This window comes from Marinospirillum sp. (assembly GCF_044810985.1).
Taxonomy (GTDB): domain Bacteria; phylum Pseudomonadota; class Gammaproteobacteria; order Pseudomonadales; family Halomonadaceae; genus Marinospirillum.
In genome coordinates this window covers 331,039-349,187 of the sequence record NZ_CP085242.1, presented here as the reverse complement: position 1 = coordinate 349,187, position 18,149 = coordinate 331,039, and the positions used below count along the sequence as shown (strand labels likewise).

Genomic DNA, 18,149 nt, shown 5'->3' with positions numbered 1-18,149 from the left:
CATCGCTCTCAGTGTAGGAGCTCAGTCCTCTGCGCGATTATCGCTCGCGGAGCGAGCTCCCACAGAACCCCAACAGATCTCCCACTGTAGGAGCGCAGTCCCCTGCGCGATAACTGCTACCTCGCCCCAAATCCGGTCAGGATCGTCCGAATGGTTTTGAAGACGATCAAAACGTCCAGCCACAAGGAAAAGTGCTTGATATAATAAAAATCGTACTGCAACTTTTCTGTCATGCCATCCACTTCTGCTGCATACCCCTGCATCACCTGCGCCCATCCGGAAATACCAGGCCGAACCACATGCCGGTAACTGAAAAAAGGCACGTCCTTTTCATACCAATCGGATAGCTCCAGAGACTCCGGGCGCGGGCCAATAAAGCTCATCTCACCCTTGATCACATTGAAAATCTGCGGCAACTCATCAATGCGATATTTGCGAATCACCCGCCCGACACGGGTAATGCGTGGGTCGTTTTCACCTTCAGTAAAGCCCTTTCCTCGGGTTTTATTGCACATGCTACGAAACTTATAAACCTTAAAAGGTACGCCCCGGTATCCCATCCGTTCCTGAATGAAAAAAACAGGCCCACAAGAATCCAGCTTGATCAAAAAAGCCGTGAGCAGCATGATTGGACTAAGAACAGGAAAAAGCAGCAAAGCAACCAGAGTATCAATCAGGCGCTTAAAACCCAGGTAAAACAAGGGCGGCAAGAGAGAACCAAAATCATTTTCCGAAAGGTGTTCAATGCGAACCCGGCCCGACAAGGATTCCCCCACCTGCTTGAAATGCCAGACGGGAACATGAGCCAGGGTGCAACTCGCCAGAAAACGTTCCCATTCCGGGGGCAAATCCTTGGAATGAAGATCGGCAACCACGGCGTCATAACGTCGTCCTACCAAATCCGGGCTTTCCAACAAAAAGATCATCGCATTATTGCGATCCACCAGCTCCAAGGCTCGTCCAAAAGGCACCAGCGCCAGCTTGGGCACCCGGTACTTGCGCCCCAGGTAATAGCCTAAAAAAGCCCAGAAATTGGCAACAACAAAAGAATGGAACAGAACCTGCCGAGCATATTCCTCGCGCAGGAAAAAGAGAAAGGCGACAGCAATCAAGTAAGCCAGAGTAATGGTCGGCAGAATATAGGCCAGAGTCTGGGCACCGGGAAAGCGCTGCAAGCGCCGCAGGGCAATAAAGATAATAACAAAGGCACCCAGGTTGGCCAGAAGCGTATTGCGCTGCACCACCTCAAATGGCTGCAAAGTGACGATTTCTTCCCAGCGCAGCCAACCGGGGAACAAAACCACCAGCAGACCACCGATCAGAAACTGGAACACAACACTGAAAAGCAAGCGTTCGTACCAACGGGAATGGCGTCGCTCAAATTGATGCTTCACAAAGACTCCATTAACAAAAAAGCTGCGCCAGTATACCTGAAACGCAGCTTTTGAAGAAAAGGTTCCAACCAATAGCCTGGTTTACAACCTCAAATCCACTTCTTCAGCGTTCAGCACATACTTAAGATCGTAAAGTACCGCTTCAGGTTTGCAGAACTGACGAATGCCCTCAGCCCCCAGGTCTTTAAACTGATGATGGGCCACGGCAAGGATGATGCCATCATAGCTGCCTGTTTCGGGTTGCTCGATGGGAGTCAGTTGGTATTCTTCTTCTGCTTCACTTTTATCCACCCAGGGATCATAAATGTCCACCTGAACACCGTATTCTTTAAGCTCGGCCACGATGTCCACCACGCGGGTATTGCGTAAATCCGGGCAGTTTTCCTTAAAGGCCAGCCCCAGGATTAGAACCCGCGCACCATCCACGTGAATACGCTTTTTCAGCAGGGCCTTGACCAGTTGAGACACCACATACTGCCCCATGCCATCATTGATGCGCCGCCCGGCCAGGATCATTTCCGGGTGGTAGCCAATGGACTGAGCCTTGTGAGTCAGGTAGTAGGGATCAACACCAATACAGTGGCCGCCCACCAAGCCGGGGCGAAACGGCAGGAAGTTCCATTTGGTGCCTGCTGCCTCCAGCACGGCTTGGGTATCAATGTTCATCTTGTTAAAGATCAGCGCCAGTTCATTAATCAGGGCGATATTAACGTCCCGCTGGGTGTTTTCGATCACCTTGGCGGCTTCAGCCACCCGAATACTGCTGGTCTTGTGGGTACCCGCAATAATGACTTCCCGGTAGAGCGCATCCACCACATCGGCAATATCTGGATTGGAGCCTGAAGTTACCTTCTTGATGGTGGTCACCCGATGTTCTTTATCACCGGGATTAATCCGCTCTGGGCTGTAGCCGCAGAAAAAGTCCTGGTTGTACGTCAGACCAGAAACCTGCTCCAAGACCGGCACACAGTCTTCCTCGGTTGCCCCTGGGTAGACGGTGGACTCATAAATCACGATATCGCCCTTCTTCAATACCCGGCCCAGCATTTCGCTGGCCTTGATCAAAGGAGTCAGATCCGGGCGCTTGTAGGCATCAATGGGTGTGGGCACCGTCACGATAAAGCAAGTGCACTCACGCAAGGCCTCAACATCAGCGGAATAGCTCAGATGAGTGGCTTCTTTCAGCTCATCATCATCTACTTCCAAGGTGTGATCATGACCGGATTGCAGCTCAGCAATACGGGCAGTATCAATATCAAAGCCCACCACTGGGCGTTTTTTGCCAAACTCCACAGCCAGGGGCAGGCCAACATAGCCCAGACCGATAACGGCCAGTTTCAAGGATGAAACATTGAGTGTGAAAACTGAAGACATACCTTTCCTTAAAATCAAAGTTGCATATTCTGGAGCATAACGGCATTCACCTTATGCACATCAAATTCTTCACGGGCGCGGTGTAATGACACTTCACCCATGGCTTTAACCTGTTGCGGATTTTGAATGAGCTTTTCCATGGCAATCGCTAGCTCATCAACCGATTTAGGCTGCACCAGAAAGCCGTTCTCACCATCAATCACCGTTTCACGGCAGCCGGGTGTATCCGTGGTAATTACCGCACGGCCTATTGCCAAGGCCTCAAGGACACTGCGCGGTGTACCTTCACGATAGGAAGGTAAAACAAAAACCGAAGCCTGTGCCATAGCTGGGCGAACATCACTGAGCTTGCCCAGGTAGTCAATAAAACCACCCTCAACCCAGCGATCCAATTCATCCTGTTTAATGGATTCAGGGTTTTCATCCAGATAACCAACCAGCATAAAGCGGGCCTCTGGATACTGAGCTTTCAAACGTTCTGCAGCTTGGGCATATTCACGCACGCCCTTATCAATCAGCAAGCGGGCAATTAATAAAAACGCTGGTTTCTCTGGTAAGGGAGCAGGCGCAAAATGAGTAAGATTAACGCCCGAACCCTTGACCACTGTTGAGGGCGTAGCCTTTTTCAAAATACCCAGCTCACGAAACAGCGCCTCATCATCTGGGTTTTGAAAAAACACCCGCTGGCAACGATTCAAGGCAAGGCGATACAAAAACTGCGCTGCACGCTTAACCAAAGCGCGCTTTTTACTGACTGCCCCACCCTCTACAAAGGCATAGCCCAACCCACTAATCAAGGCAAAACGTTGAGGCACCCGTGCCAAAAAAGCAGCCAAGGAGCCCCAAATCACCGGCTTGATAGTATAGCCCAAAACCCGCACTGGCTTAATGTGGCGCATTAAATGCCACAAAGCCCAGCAAGTACGCAAATCTGCAAAAGGGTTTAGCCCTGCACGGCTCATGGGAATGTGATGCACCTGAACACCCAACTCTTGTAAAAGTAACCGCTCATGTGCAGCAGAAAGAATTCCCGGGCAAGCCACATGCACCTGCTGGCCTTTGGTCTGAATAGCTTTGATTAAATCAAGTCGGAAATTGACAACTGAAGAGGGCGAATTGGCAAGCAAAATAAAACTATTTGAATAAATCATATCAATCGATACATAACAAGTGCATAGTAGACTGAAAAAGCATTAAACATAAGGAGGGCAGCAACAACAAGCGAGCTAGCCTTGGAATCATAGATCAAATCCCGATAAATCAAGACCAAAAAAGCAGACTTAATAAAAACCAAAGGCATAAGCATTTTTGCAAAAAGGGGATTTCCTGTGAAAACAATAAAAACCAAAAAAGGAACAGTATATATGGATAAATAATACAAAAAAGGAGAAATACGCCGCGCTTCATTAGACGAGAAAATGATAACCATTATCAAAGAAAGAGAGTAAGCCATTGTAAAAGGAAATAGACGCTCCGTTCGACCAAAATCTGAATTGAAATACTGTATATAATAGGATGAAAGACCAATATAAGGCAATATAAAATCAAATAAAATCAACAGAAAAATAGTCCCAAGAACGACAAACACAGCATGAAACAAAAAGCTTCTACTCCTGAACAAATAGACCCATAAAAAAATCAAAACGTACAATAACGCACCATAATGAATGAGCGGCGTTAAAAGCAAAAAATAGAAATAGCTTTTCTTACCTTCCAAATACATAAAACTGCAAAAAAGAGCAAATGAAATCGCCAAACCCATCCTTATAGATGTCCCTAAGTAGTAATTGAAAACCCCAAAAACAACTATATTAAGAATAAGAAGCGTTATAAACCAATTAAAGCCAATGATTTTTCGCCATACTACAGCAAAAAACAAATAAATAACAACACAGGTAATTACAATAGAAATTTCAGCAGAAAAGCCAGCCATATTAAACGCATTCATATAGTACTTGAAGCCAATTTCGAGCCGGCCACCAAATGGGTCGTTAAAGTGGCTTATATAATTAGACCTATCTTTAGCTGTATCATTAGCAAGCCACATTACAGCAGCTAAAAGTAAAGAAAATAAAAAAACAAATGCACTATAAAAACGAATACTCAACTTAGCTCACCAATTTATTTTTTGGCCCAAACTTTCAAGTATGCCTGCTTCATACTATCCAGCGAAAAGAACCTGACTACCCGTTCTCTTGCACTATGGCATCGTACTAGCCATTTAGATTTATCCAAAACCATTTCATCAATAGCAACACAAAGCGCATCAGCAAATGCTTCATTATCGTTAACAGGAACAATCCAACCAGTTTCACCAACAATTTGAACTGCATCCCCCACATCCGTTGTTAAACAAGGTGTGCCGCAAGCCATGGCTTCAGCTAAAACATTGGGAAAGCCCTCACCAAAGGAGCTGGAAAATACATGAATATCAAAAGCATTCATCAGGTCGGGGATATCCGTGCGTTGATCCATCAGCAACATTTCATTGCCCAGCCCCAGCTCAGTTATCCAACCTGTTAATTGCTGGTTACCCTGATTCAAGTCAGTGCCCACCAAGGCACACTTAAATGCCACACCCTTGGCCTTCAGCAAGCTGAGTGAATTCAGCAACCCTTTATGATTTTTTTGAACATTAAAACGACCCACCATACCTAAAAGAAAGGTGTCATCTGACAAGCCCAGCTTAGCTCGAACGCACTGGTGAGCAGTTGAATCTGGTTTAAACTGTTCCAAGTTGTAGCCATTACCGATTACCACCATTTTAGAAGCGTCATAGCCGTAATCGATGTGAACCTGTTTGGCTTTTTCAGCGCAGCAGACAATTTTACGAGGAACCCACTTACTCAAAAAGGCACAAGACTTGGCAACCCAAATGGTCGAGCGTTTGGATTTACCCAGTTCGAGTTCAGAGTGGCGAATATTCCAACAGATATTTTTGATACCTGCTAAACGTGCAATAACACCACCAATAAGATCAGCGTGGTACATCCAAGTCTGAACAACTGTTGGCTTTTCTTTTCGTAGTAAATGATACAAACGCCACAAACCTGGAAGCGTAACACGCCCTGCTGGCAGGTTAAGACAAGTGACACGCACCCCTGCAGCAACAAGTAAAGGGCCATATTTACCTAGACCCATCATAGAAACCACATGATGATTTTGAGGATTATCAGAAGTACAAAGGCGATATAAAACAGACTCAGCGCCCCCATTACTTAGACCTGCAATGATTTGAATGGATTTTATCAACAGATAACCTATAGTTTAGACATAACTTTTAAACCACAAGAAATACAATAAATATTAAGTATAAAGCACGCTTTAGCAGACCTGTTACAACTGAAAATTAACTAACTTCATTCTTAAAGTTTCGCTATTTAATTAAAAGTTTTACCAGGACGAATTCCACCAAAGGTAGCATTATTGCAGCCTTATATAAAAATATAACATTAACTTTAAAAAAAATTTTATATAGAAAAAAATAAAACTTTCAACTCTTAAAAATACCCTGCATCCGTATTAAAAATTAATTGCACGCTTAAAAAAAAACCGCGTTAAGCGCCTAGCCTTGTCAATAAGCTTGATAAAAAAAACAGGCTGAGAGCAGTATAAAGACCAAAAAAGTGGATAAAAAAATTCAACATCCCAATAAAAGAAGCCATATATTTTCGACTCCAGGCGTCCATCAATTCTCTTTTGCTCTAGCGCTGCAGTTTTAACCAGTCTATTTGAGTATTTTTTTAAAAGTTTTTCTTCTTCCTTGGAATCAGACTTTAAATCTTCAACCATCAAGCGCGGTAAATTAAGACTTGGAGTTGATGATTTAGAGACACCTACAACGTCTTTATGTGTGCAAGACCCTATAAAGTTACTCCAGTAAAATTTTTTCGCTGACGCAACTAAGTAAACCCACAAAATTATATCGCCGGACCTTTTTGTTTTTCCATGGGGAAAGAAACAACCACCTACAAACAAACACCTATGAGCTATAACTGAGTTCGTGTTAAATGGCTTATCCCAATTAATCGAAAATTTTAGATATTGTTCAAAGGTAAAGACTCCTGATTCAACATCAATGTTTTTACTAAAAACATCAATTTCACTACCACCATCTTTTTCAATGATTTTTGAGGATGAAAATATTTTTAATTCACCATTTTCTAAAATACATGACTTTGTATGTGACAAGTAACCTGGAAAGTATTCATCATCCGCATCGAGGAAAGCAATCCACTCTGCCTTTGCTTCTTTAATACCAAGATTACGCGCTGCATAACCACCTGGACCAGGCTTATCCCTATAATAAACACGAATGCGTGGGTCGGTAAACTTTGCGACTTCGGTGTTGCTATTATCGGTAGAGGGATCGCAGACGATGATCAGCTCAAAGTTCTGAAAGGTCTGGTTAAGCACTGAATTGATTGACCGCGCTATGTGGGGTTCTTTGTTGTATACGGGAATGATCACACTAAAAAAGGGTGATTTTATTTCTTTGGCTTCTTCTGTCATTTTCTCAATTCAGTTTATTCAGTAATTGGTAGCACAATGTCAACCTGCTTGGGTGCGGTCACCACCATCCAGCAAACTACTTTTCAAGCGTATCTTTAATCGTTCCAAAAAGATCAAACCGCCTGCCAAGTTCTGCTGAGCCTTGATGTGATAAATGCCCACCATCTCGAAAAATATTGATTGGAGTCTTGGATTCAGTAAATACCGTTGAGCATTTTTTTTCATTGCAAAGCCAATCTTCCAAATTCACAACCTTAAAAGGGAAGTCCTTGTGCAACAAAAATTTCATTGTCAGTTCATGGCGTTCTGAAAAATCACCCGCTGAAAAATCACATGATTGATTTGATCCGAACGTTAGGCTGTGAACAAGGCACTGCGATAGACTTCTACCGGATCTTGGTGGTGGTGCAACAAAAACCCCTTTGACTCCTAAATTATCAAAAGCTTCTCGAAGTTCAATCAGCCTACCCAATACAGAATCCCAAGTTTCAGTTACTAGCTCCCCATTCGAGTCAAATGCATCACTTCCGAGTATTCCCATTGGGGATGACATCACAACATATCTAATATTAGAGTTGTCATTTAACCAGTCAATAACTGCATCGTTGAACTTAATGCACCCTTCTGCCCATGACTGTGTGTACTTATTATTAGTCAAAGCCAACTTGGGAATAGGTGAACAAACAGACTTGGTAAACTGAATTAAACCATGATCTTGCCCTTCAAATGAGGGACTAGAAACTATTGCTTGTGCCAGATGCATTGCATAGCTATCTCCCCAAAGCATAACATCAGCATTATCAACTGTTCTGCAGTTTTCAGACAAGGTAAAAGAGGTACAGTCTGAGTTTAGGCCATGATTAACTTTCAACCTTGCATCAATATCAATCGCTTTGAAAGTGTAGCCTGATGGAGCAGTTCTTTGCTCCAGCCCATTATTAATATGCCCGTAAAATCCAAAGCCAATAAACCCTAAGGAAAATACTACAGCTATCCCAAAAACTTGGTTACGTGAAAATCTACTGCTTGATGCAACTGCACCGCCTTTCTTACGGAAAGGCAACTCTACATATCGCCAGCTAAAATAGGCCAGCAGGATGGATGCAAGTGAGAGCGAAAACATGAGAATCGTGTTATCAATATCCAACCCACGAATCCTTGCAAGTGCAAAAAGGGGCTGGTGCCAAAGGTAAGCACTAAAGCTGATTAGACCAACTCCGACCAAAATCTTTGCTGAAAGAAGCTTTTTGATGTAGGTACCTTTACTACCAAAAAGAATGATCAGTGCCGTTCCAATAACCGGAACCAAGGCATAGACCGAAGGAAAAGGAACGGTTTGATCAAACGCGAAGATGGAATAGGCAATCATCAGAAGCCCAAGTCCAGAGAGAATCTGGTTTGGCTTAACTGCTTTGCCATGAAGAAGAAACGCGCTAATGGCACCCACACCCAATTCCCATGCTCGGGTTGGAAGTAAATAGAAATTAGCTGTAGGGTGGTTTCTCCAACCGTACTCAGCCAAAAGCAAACTTAGAAAACTAAACAACAGTACAGTATAAAAGACTGGGCTTTTACCAAATCGCCACAGGATAAGAAGCAAAATTGGGAAGAAGATGTAGAACTGCTCTTCAACAGCTAGGCTCCATGTATGCAGCATTGGGTTTTCTTCAGCTGCTGGAGCAAAGTAGTCTTCCTTGCGCCAAAAAAGGATGTTCGATGCAAAAAAACTGATAGCAACCAGGGCTTGGGAAAAGTCTTTGAACTGTTGTGGAACCATCCACAACCATGCAAAGGGTATCGTGCAGAGCATTACGAAAAACAATGCTGGCAAAATGCGCCTTGCCCGCCTTTCATAAAAATCAACAATACTGAATTTACCAGCGCTTATTTGATCGATGAGAATTGTTGTTATTAGATAGCCGCTTATTACAAAGAAAACATCAACGCCAACATATCCGCCAGAGAACAGAGAAAATCCAGCATGAAAAAATATTACGGGAATGACTGCTATTGAGCGGAGACCATCAATCTCACTTCTGTACTTCATCATTTTCCTAGGGAATATCTAAGTAACTCGTGTAATTCAAGCTTTTGCCGGATTTAAGCCCCAATACACCTAGACAGAGCATTGCTTCTCCGTGATTACAAATTTGCAAAAGCCAACTGAATGTATTGCACTTTCTATTTTCTGGTTTTGTCAGGCAGAATGCCGTCTCTGATGTGGCGGGTTTACTCAGGCAATCAGTGATCAGCTTCCAGAAGGAAAGGCTTTTAGGGTCTATTTGCATGGATTAATTCGATAAGCATCGGTTTCTGTTTTGATAAAATCTACAGCCTTCACCGGCAAATCTTCACCAGTGCTCAATCGAATCAAAGTCTCTGCAACCAATTCACCTTCAAGTCCATCCCACTTTGTCAAATAGGTTGAACTGTAATAGCGCACAGCTTGTTCGCTTGAGCTGTGGTTATCCCGTGCCTGCCTTAACAGCTTCAATATATCCTCTACAGACTCAGCAGGCTGAGTTAACCCATGTTTTACATAACCGTAGTAATCAGGATGATCAGGCGGTGCTAGCTCGTAGTAAATGGGTATAACACCAGCAAGGGCAGCCTCCAGGTGAATACTACTATTACCCGCGATAAGCCAGCCGATATTTTCCATGAACCTGGAAATTGCTTCCTGCCTCGGGTCGCTTAATACAACCTGTTCATTTTTTTCAAAGGTATCACGGTAGGCTTGGGTATCTCTTGGAGCCTGTCCTGGGTGCCAACGCAGACGAATGTTTACACCCTCTGCAACCAGTTTTTTAACAAAAGCTATGCCTTCTTTTACATCATCCAGTGCATTCAATGCTACACCGACAGTATTGACGTTGCTGTTTTCCACTCTTTTCAGGTGTTTCTTTTGACCCGAAAGAATAACCTGTGGAATGGGCACCTTGCGCTGCGTATTTGGCTGATTAGGCTCGCATTCCATGTAGGTATCCACCGCACCTTGGCCATCCAGAAATGCATAATTTACTCTCAATGCTGGAAAAATACTGCTTACTGACGCATGTTGGAGATAAACCGTCTTAATACCCAAGTGATGAGCAATCGCCAGCATACAGCGATTGGGAACATTATGATCATTCGATGTAATGACAAACTCAGGACTAGTACGCGACAAGACTCTGTAAAAGTAAACCAGGTAGGTGTAAACACTGCAAAATTTTGAGAAATACCAACCAATCGAGACAGGATGTATTGCCTTAAGAGATTTATACAGCCCCCACCCGCGGCTAATAAACAATACCAATATTCGAATAACATCGAGCGGCATGAGCTGAAAGGGCAAGTAGCCCTTTTCATAGTCCCCAGTTGCAAGGTGTTTCGATTTGCCAACAGCGACTAGCTGTTCACCTTTGTTGCATAAGGCATCCAGTGTTTGGTCCAAAGAATGCATCTGATTTGTGGTACCTGCAAACACAAAAAATCTTATTGGTTGCTTAAGCTTAGAGTGTTCTTTTAAGCGTACAGCTTTAAGAAGTGAATAAAAGAACTTGGCGATCTGAAGAATAAAACCTCTAGACCTTGGTTTTTTTTCCATTAGAAAAGGCAGATTTTTTATCTGCCGGCCATAAATATAGCAAAGCCAGGTTTCGGGCTCTCCAGACAGCACTGTTTTTAAATCACGGTACCATTTCATCAGGTAAAAATATCTTCTTTAACAGGAGTGTTGGCACTCACATCTTTGCCAATATTTTGTCCGATCACCCAGTTCAGGTTTTTCGGTGGCAGACCAAAGCCTGGGCGCACACTGCGCACACAATGCTCAGTTATCACATCACCCGCTTTCATATCTTTCACAAAATAGAGGGATCTTCTGAATTTGATATTGCCCTGTTCACTGGATTTGCGTCCATAATCCACCTTACCCAATGCTTGCCAAGCTGTTTTGCTATCCCTGCAGAGTTCCCCCAACTCTTTGGGTTCCAGTGAGAAGCTATCATCTGGCCCACCACCTTTACGATCAAGGGTGAAATGTTTTTCGATGATGGATGCACCCAAGGCTACGCTGGTGATAGCTGTGGTGTTGTCCAGTGTGTGATCGGAGAGACCAGTCACCAAACCAAAGCGTTCAATCATATCGGGAATAGTACGCAGATTGTAGTCTTCAGCCGGTGCAGGGTAACCACTGACACAATGCAGTATGGCTAGTTCTTTACAGCCTGCACCTTTAGCCGCATCAATCGCTTCCTGGATCTCCTCAGCATCTGCCATGCCTGTAGAGATAATCATGGGTTTGCCGGTACGTGCTACATATTCGATCAAGGGGAGGTCGATGGCTTCAAAACTGGCAATTTTGTAGGCGGGTGCATTCAGGTCTTCAAGCAGATCCACGGCGGTTGCATCAAAAGGGGAGCTGAAGATGGGAATGCCGATTTTCTTGGCATGCTCAAACAACGGCTTATGCCATTCCCAGGGGGTATGGGCTTCTTCATAGAGTTCATAGAGGGTACGTCCATCCCAGAGACCACCCTGAATCTTGAATTCCTCTGAATCAGAATCAAGAGTGATGGTGTCTGGTCGGTAAGTCTGCATTTTAATAGCGTCTGCCCCGGCCTTTTTGGCTTCTTCAATGATTTTCAGTGCAGTTTCTAGCTTACCGTTGTGATTAGCCGACAACTCGGCAATGATATAAGGTGGCTGATCAGGTGAAATCACCCGGCCTGCAATGTTCAATGCTTTGATTGTCATAATTTCTCTCGTTTGCTGTCCCATTCGGATCTTAATAACCCAAAGCAAAATACATCGTAAAAGCTTTCACCGATCTTTGCATGTTCTCGCAGACAGCCTTCTTCAGTAAACCCCAGCTTGGTGTGAAACCTGATCGAGGGTTGGTTATAGCTCAAAGCTTCGCCGGACACTTTATGCCATTGATGTTGTAGAAAAGCAAAATCAAGAGCAGCTTTCCCTAGGCTTTTTCCTGTTCCAGGTGGGGCGTCAGGTGAAAGATAAAAACCCCATTCAGCTCGGCTTTGATAAGTTGTGAATTGGCAAAAACCCAAGGGTGTCTGGTGTTCCAGGTACAGCAGCAAATGACGATTGGGGTCTTGGCTAACTTTTTCAAACCAAGCTTCATGCTCCTCCTGCGAGATTTCATGTTGACTGTACATGAATCGCCTGACATCAGGATGGTTCCTCCATGCCAGAAGTAGCGGCAAATCATCATGGACTACCGTTCTTATAGATAGATTTTCAGTCATTCTTATGCCTTACCCAGCCAAGAACCCGTTCAGCACCCCGGCCATCCGTTATATCAGAAGCCTTAGCTGCGAGGTTATGGAGTTGTTTGGCTGTCAGTCTTTTCAGTGCTTTAGTCAGCCCGCTTACTAAGTCTTTATGATCAATAACTTGGCAAGCCTGCGCAACTTCCAATTTCCGTGCAATCATTTCTTGATTTTCGGCCAACACTAACATCAGTGTGGGTAGACCCAAACAGCAACGTTCCCAGCTAGTGGCACCTGCAGCACCTATAGCAAGATCACTGTTGGCCATCAGCTCTGCCATGTTGTTCACACCAGTTTTTACTTCGGTTTCCCAGGGCAGTTGCTTAGCCTCCTGTTTGACTGCTTCAATCCAGGGTGCAGAGGAACCCATCACTACAGTAATATTACAATCTTTGGGTAGGCTGCTGGTTTGCAGTGCTTGTAGCAACGCAGTGGTGATATTGTCCTTGTCCACGCCACCCAAATTTATCAAGAGCTGCTTGAGCTTGCCCTCTTTTCGTCGTTGGAGGCTATAGTCGCGCCACTGGGCAAATTCTGGACGAAGCAACGCATATTGAGAACCACACAGTATTTGGCTATGTTCAGGCACCAAGGGCTTGTAGTCTTTTGATTCACGGCCAAAGGTTTGATCCAATAGTAGATCGCATTCATGCTCACGGTCAGCAAGATCATCAACCACCAGGATTTTTTTGCAATAAGGGCGAAGGGATTTTTCCCAATCAGCATCCAGTGCGTAGTGGTCCACAACTAACCAGTCGGGGTTTAAATCATTCAGTAGAGAAATACATAGATTAGCATCTTCTTGCTGAGTTGTACCCAGCCAGTCAGCGTGTGCCAAGGTTGCTTTCTGGTGATTGCTGGCTTGGGTTGTAAGCAGCAAAGTGTGAACCCTATGCCCCCGCTCTTGAATTAAGTTTAACAGATGCCCAGGATGCCCACGGCAGATAAAGTGACACTCAGCACCCTGTTCTTTTAATGCATCGGCCAGTGTGAGGCAACGTATGACATGGCCGGTACCGATTTGTATTGAGGCATCGGTGCGGAAAACAATCATCATGTATTTTGCATGGCCTTGAACAAAAACTCAGCTCTGTCCCAGTCTTCCGGAGTATCGATATCCTGTACGCGATGGCGAGGCAATACGATGGGGGTCGCATGGGAGCCAAAAATGGGTTGGCCACTGAGCCAGGCTTCCTTGGTTCCCCAGTAAAACTGGCCGGCATCGTGCCAGGCTTCTTCCAGATCCTGAGAGCGCGTTTGAAAGTGTTCCGGGTTGAACATGGCTACACGTTCATCTGGTGTGATCCGCAGTGCTCGTTGAATCGGAAAAGCATAGCTGGTGACACTAAAGGCAAAATCAGCTTGCTGTTCCTGCAGTAGGTTCAAGCCTGCACGCAGGTCTTCTGCTTGAATAAAAGGGGCAGTGGCGTAGATACAACAAGCTAGGGTAATGGGCTGTTCGCTTTCAGCTTGCAGGGTGTTGATGGCATGGGCGATAACCGGCTGGGTGCCGGTAAAGTCATCGCTGAGTTCAGCCGGGCGCATAAAAGGGATCTCAGCACCATACTGGCGAGCCACTTCAGCAATTTCAGTATCATCCGTTGATACCACGACTCGATCAAAACACCCGCTTTCAAGAGCAGCTTCTATGGATCGAGCAATCATGGGTAGGCCACAGAATTCTTTAATATTTTTGCGTGGAATCCGTTTGCTACCGCCTCGGGCAGGAATGATGCCTATTTTCATGACCGCTTGTTCTCCAAGGTGTAACCCACTGCTAGAGGTGAGACATTAAAGTGTTTGGCGGCAGCTTCTAGCTTTTCTTCAGTTGGGTTACTGGTATCCATGACTTCAACCAAACCTTGATAGGGGCAAAGTAATTCTTGTGCGAAGGCTCGTTGAAATTTTTGGCGACTGGTTTTGCTGTGCGTGATGCTCAGCAGCTGACTGCTTTCACTGGAATGAGTGTAAATCAAGTCACCCAAGAGTCTTGCCAGGGTAAATCGCTGTGTGGTCGCCCATCCATGGCTGAGTATTACCTGTGCCTTTTCGGGGTTGATTTTTAACCCGCTGCTGGGTAATTGTTTAAATGTGCCGCTGCCCATGAAGCCTTTACTAAGGCCTAAATAATCAAGCAACAAAGGATTTTCAAGGCAGTGTTCAGCTTGAAGGCCTAGTTTAATTCTTAGGCTGGCGGCTTTTTCTGCTGCTTGCTGCCAGGGGGCTGCGCCTGGTCTATTTTGTGGATCTTTCTCTCCAACGATTCCAGTCAGGTCAGGGCTCAGTGTTTCCTTGGCTTTATTTAAAGCCATTTTTAAATCGGCCACCAGGTCCAGTAACTTAGGTTGCTGGGTTTCACAGCTCAATTCTTCGACTGAAGACTGCCCGAAAATACCATAGTAGCTCTGAAGCCCTTCAACCAGTTCCTCTGGCGCTTCGTCAGGGTCAAAGCCTAATTTGGCTTCCAGTTTACGCCACTGCGTCGCTTCTTCATTTTGACGCTCTTCAATAATCTCTTGCCATAAGGTAGCAAGATTCGAAACCGGGTGATCTTTGGCTTGCTGGTTTAAAAATTCATCAACACCTGCTTCAAACTGGGCTGCAGACAACCATTCTGATAAGGAGCGGGTAAACTTTAGCGTACAAAAATTCCCTTGAGTTTGTCGTGCAAGGCAATGAATTACCAAGTCATCTGAGGTCAAGGTGATATCCGGCCAGATAAAGCCAGATGCTGCTGAGGCTATTTTATGGCTTAAGTTCCAATCCAACTGCTGTTGTGCATTAAGCCCTTCTTTCTCAGGCTCCCAACGCAAGCGCCACCAGTTAGCAGCAAACCATTCTGCCAAAGGCAGAGGGTCAACAATGATTTCCGTGCCCTGCACTTGTTCATCAGTAAAGTGCTCAGTAACGGCTTGGCCTTTGATCAGCAGAGATAAGGCTTGATAGGCTGACTGATCGAGCCGTTTTGTCTTTACTTGAAAATCAAGCATTGCGTTGGCTCCATTCTCTTAGAATCTGACTGGCCATGGGGTCTTGCTCTGGCATGGGATAACCATGATAGACCCCTTGCTGAGGATTTTCTAATTGTGCCTCAAGTGGAACACCGTTTTCTGTAACGGCCCAGACATTTTGCGGCCAGCCCGAAGCTGATGACTTATTGCTGATACAGCCTTTCGCGATACCCGATCGCAGTAAATTTTCGGCCTGCTGCCGACTAAAAACTTCTGCATCATCACATAGGCTCTTGTGCGGCCTTGGGTTTGAGGGCGGTGTTAAATTAAAGTCACCGGGATTGCGCTTATGTTCCGGGTTGCCGCCGTAGCGAGCAGCAAAAAAGGTGAATTCAACCTCTTCATCAGCTGCTTGCATTCTGCGCTTGGGATTAAAGCTGGATCTTCTTTTAAAAGCCATGACCTAAAGCCTGAGTCAAAGTATTGACCACCTCTTTCTGTTGTTCAGCGCTCATACCATGAAACATGGGAATGCTGATGGCTTCAGAATAGTAGGCTTCAGCTTCAGGAAAATCGCCTTGCCTGAATCCCATGTTCTGGTAGTAAGGCTGGGTATGAACGGGTATATAGTGCAGATTGACTCCAAGCCCTGCGGTACGCAGCTCCTCAAAAACCTGGCGATGGCTTTTGCCGATTTTATCCAGTTGCAGGCGAATCACATAAAGATGTAGGCCGGAATAGCTGTCCGGGTGTTGCCAGGGAAGGGTAATGGGCAGGTCAGCTAGTTGTTCATTGTAAACTTGAGCTAGTTGGTGGCGACGAGCTACAAACTCATCCAGCCTTTGCATTTGGCTCAACCCCAAAGCAGCCTGTAACTCGGTCATACGATAATTGAAGCCCAGATCCACCTGCTGGTAGTACCAGGGGCCATCCGGTTTCTGGGTCATTAATTCAGGATTGCGGGTAATGCCGTGGCTGCGTAGCAAATCCATCTTTTGTGCCAGTTCAGCCGAGTTGGTGAGTGCCATTCCACCTTCAGCGGTGGTAATGATTTTTACCGGGTGAAAGCTAAATACCGTGATGTCACTGTAGCGGCCGTTACCAATGGGTTCACCTTGGTATTTGCCTCCTATGGCATGGGAAGCGTCTTCAATGATTTTGAAGCCATATTTTTGTGATAAAGCATGAATAGCCTGCAAATCACAGGGCTGGCCACAGAGGTGAACCGCCACTACCACCTTGGGCAAGCGATTGTCTTGTTCTGCCTGCTGTAGTTTTGTTTCCAAAGCCTGGGCGCAGAGGTTGTAGGTATGAGGGTCGATATCGACAAAATCTACTTGAGCGCCGCAATACAAACCACAGTTAGCAGAAGCTACAAAAGTAATCGGAGTTGTCCAAAGCCAGTCACCCTGCTCCAGCCCTAAAGCCAGGCAAGCAAGATGCAAAGCACTGGTGGCACTATTCACAGCCAGGGCATGTTCAGCACCACAGTAATCAGCTACGGCTTTTTCAAAGGCAGGGACTTGCGGCCCCTGAGTCAAGAAATCCGATTGCAACACCTCGACGACAGCATCAATATCCTGCTGGCTAATGCTTTGTTTGCCGTAGGGAATCATTTAAATCGCACCGATCTTGTTGCGGTTTTCTTCAATCCAGGCTTGTAGGTCCGAGTCGCTCATCCATTCGCTGTTATTGTCGCTGGAATAGACAAAGCCTTCAGGGACTTTCTTGCCGTCTTTGATGCGGTTAGCATCTTTATCCCAGTTATTGATCTGGGGAAGAATCTTAAAGTGCTCTGGATATTCGTAGGTATAGTAGGCGTCTTCTGCACTGATCATCTGTTCATGCAGCTTTTCACCGGGACGAATCCCTACCACTTCCTGTTTCGCTTCAGGCGCAATCACACGCGCCAAGTCGGTAACTTTCATGGATGGAATTTTTTTGACATAAATTTCACCGCCTTCCATATCTTCAAAAGCATGCCAGACCAGCTCTACCCCTTCCTCCAGAGAAATCATAAAACGCGTCATGCGATCATCTGTGATGGGTAGAACACCCTTGTCTTTGATGGACATAAAGAAAGGAATAACAGAACCACGCGAACCCATAACATTGCCGTAACGTACGACAGAGAAACGGGTATCGTTGTGACCTGCATAGTGGTTGCCAGCAACAAAAAGCTTGTCAGAGGTGAGCTTGGTGGCACCATAAAGGTTAATGGGGCTGCTGGCCTTATCCGTAGAAAGAGCAACAACCTTTTTAACACCTTTATCAATACAGGCATCAACCAGATTCATTGCACCCGTTACATTGGTTTTTATGCACTCAAATGGATTGTACTCGGCAGTAGGCACAATCTTGGTGGCCGCAGCATGAACAACAAAATCCACCCCATCCAAGGCGCGATACAGACGCTCTCGGTCTCGAACATCACCGATAAAAAAGCGAACCCGCTCATCTCCTTGAAACAGCTTAGCCATTTCCCATTGCTTCATCTCATCACGGGAAAAAATAATCACTTTTTTGGGATTATAGCGTTCCAACAACATAGGAACAAAAGTGTGGCCGAAAGAGCCAGTGCCGCCGGTGACTAATATTGAAACATTATTAAACATTAAAACCTCGTATTCCTATTAAATTTTTCT

General features: G+C 45.2%; 16 protein-coding genes. All 16 read right to left on the bottom strand.

Features of this window, described 5'->3' with window-relative positions:
- Nucleotides 1–116 precede the first annotated feature (116 nt).
- The 16 genes from LG323_RS01680 to pseB all read right to left on the bottom strand — a co-directional run bounded on the left by LG323_RS01680 (nucleotide 117) and on the right by pseB (nucleotide 18,119).
- Nucleotides 117–1,394 (bottom strand): exopolysaccharide biosynthesis polyprenyl glycosylphosphotransferase, encoded by a 1,278-nt coding sequence (locus LG323_RS01680; RefSeq protein ID WP_404418476.1) that lies wholly within the window; start codon nucleotides 1,392–1,394, stop codon nucleotides 117–119.
- A gap of 81 nt (nucleotides 1,395–1,475) precedes the next feature.
- Complete coding sequence (tviB, locus tag LG323_RS01675) at nucleotides 1,476–2,768, bottom strand: Vi polysaccharide biosynthesis UDP-N-acetylglucosamine C-6 dehydrogenase TviB (protein ID WP_404418474.1); 1,293 nt, start codon at nucleotides 2,766–2,768, stop codon at nucleotides 1,476–1,478.
- A gap of 14 nt (nucleotides 2,769–2,782) precedes the next feature.
- Complete coding sequence (locus tag LG323_RS01670) at nucleotides 2,783–3,919, bottom strand: glycosyltransferase family 4 protein (RefSeq protein ID WP_404418472.1); 1,137 nt, start codon at nucleotides 3,917–3,919, stop codon at nucleotides 2,783–2,785.
- Nucleotides 3,916–4,875 (bottom strand): EpsG family protein, encoded by a 960-nt coding sequence (locus tag LG323_RS01665; RefSeq protein ID WP_404418470.1) that lies wholly within the window; start codon nucleotides 4,873–4,875, stop codon nucleotides 3,916–3,918. Before LG323_RS01665 ends, LG323_RS01670 begins: the two co-directional genes overlap by 4 nt.
- A 14-nt stretch (nucleotides 4,876–4,889) precedes the next feature.
- Nucleotides 4,890–6,020: a glycosyltransferase family 4 protein gene (locus LG323_RS01660; protein WP_404418469.1), complete on the bottom strand. Its 1,131-nt coding sequence runs from the start codon at nucleotides 6,018–6,020 to the stop codon at nucleotides 4,890–4,892.
- 270 nt (nucleotides 6,021–6,290) lie between these two features.
- Nucleotides 6,291–7,280 carry a glycosyltransferase family A protein gene (locus LG323_RS01655; RefSeq protein ID WP_404418467.1) on the bottom strand — a complete coding sequence of 330 codons (990 nt, stop codon included), beginning with the start codon at nucleotides 7,278–7,280 and terminating at the stop codon, nucleotides 6,291–6,293.
- 76 nt (nucleotides 7,281–7,356) lie between these two features.
- Complete coding sequence (locus LG323_RS01650; RefSeq protein WP_404418465.1) at nucleotides 7,357–9,330, bottom strand: acyltransferase family protein; 1,974 nt, start codon at nucleotides 9,328–9,330, stop codon at nucleotides 7,357–7,359.
- A 228-nt stretch (nucleotides 9,331–9,558) separates the two neighbouring features.
- Nucleotides 9,559–10,968, bottom strand: a complete 1,410-nt coding sequence (locus tag LG323_RS01645) for a hypothetical protein (protein ID WP_404418463.1) — start codon at nucleotides 10,966–10,968, stop codon at nucleotides 9,559–9,561.
- A complete protein-coding gene (gene pseI, locus LG323_RS01640; protein ID WP_404418461.1) occupies nucleotides 10,968–12,020 on the bottom strand; it encodes a pseudaminic acid synthase in 1,053 nt (350 codons plus the stop codon). Before pseI ends, LG323_RS01645 begins: the two co-directional genes overlap by 1 nt.
- Nucleotides 12,017–12,529 (bottom strand): UDP-4-amino-4,6-dideoxy-N-acetyl-beta-L-altrosamine N-acetyltransferase, encoded by a 513-nt coding sequence (pseH, locus tag LG323_RS01635; protein ID WP_404418459.1) that lies wholly within the window; start codon nucleotides 12,527–12,529, stop codon nucleotides 12,017–12,019. Before pseH ends, pseI begins: the two co-directional genes overlap by 4 nt.
- Nucleotides 12,522–13,610 (bottom strand): UDP-2,4-diacetamido-2,4,6-trideoxy-beta-L-altropyranose hydrolase, encoded by a 1,089-nt coding sequence (gene pseG, locus LG323_RS01630; RefSeq protein ID WP_404418457.1) that lies wholly within the window; start codon nucleotides 13,608–13,610, stop codon nucleotides 12,522–12,524. The genes pseH and pseG overlap by 8 nt, the downstream gene beginning before the upstream one ends.
- A complete protein-coding gene (gene pseF, locus LG323_RS01625) occupies nucleotides 13,607–14,299 on the bottom strand; it encodes a pseudaminic acid cytidylyltransferase (protein WP_404418455.1) in 693 nt (230 codons plus the stop codon). Before pseF ends, pseG begins: the two co-directional genes overlap by 4 nt.
- Complete coding sequence (locus LG323_RS01620; RefSeq protein ID WP_404418453.1) at nucleotides 14,296–15,543, bottom strand: ImmA/IrrE family metallo-endopeptidase; 1,248 nt, start codon at nucleotides 15,541–15,543, stop codon at nucleotides 14,296–14,298. Before LG323_RS01620 ends, pseF begins: the two co-directional genes overlap by 4 nt.
- Entirely contained in the window at nucleotides 15,536–15,964 is a 429-nt protein-coding gene (locus LG323_RS01615; protein WP_404418451.1) for a hypothetical protein, read from the bottom strand. Before LG323_RS01615 ends, LG323_RS01620 begins: the two co-directional genes overlap by 8 nt.
- The gene (pseC, locus tag LG323_RS01610) at nucleotides 15,954–17,120 is read right to left on the bottom strand and encodes a UDP-4-amino-4,6-dideoxy-N-acetyl-beta-L-altrosamine transaminase (RefSeq protein WP_404418449.1); all 1,167 of its coding nucleotides are present in this window, start codon (nucleotides 17,118–17,120) and stop codon (nucleotides 15,954–15,956) included. The genes LG323_RS01615 and pseC overlap by 11 nt, the downstream gene beginning before the upstream one ends.
- Nucleotides 17,121–18,119, bottom strand: coding sequence for a UDP-N-acetylglucosamine 4,6-dehydratase (inverting) (gene pseB / locus LG323_RS01605; protein WP_404418447.1), 999 nt, complete (start codon nucleotides 18,117–18,119; stop codon nucleotides 17,121–17,123). It lies immediately after the preceding gene.
- Between the last annotated feature and the right edge of the window lie 30 nt (nucleotides 18,120–18,149).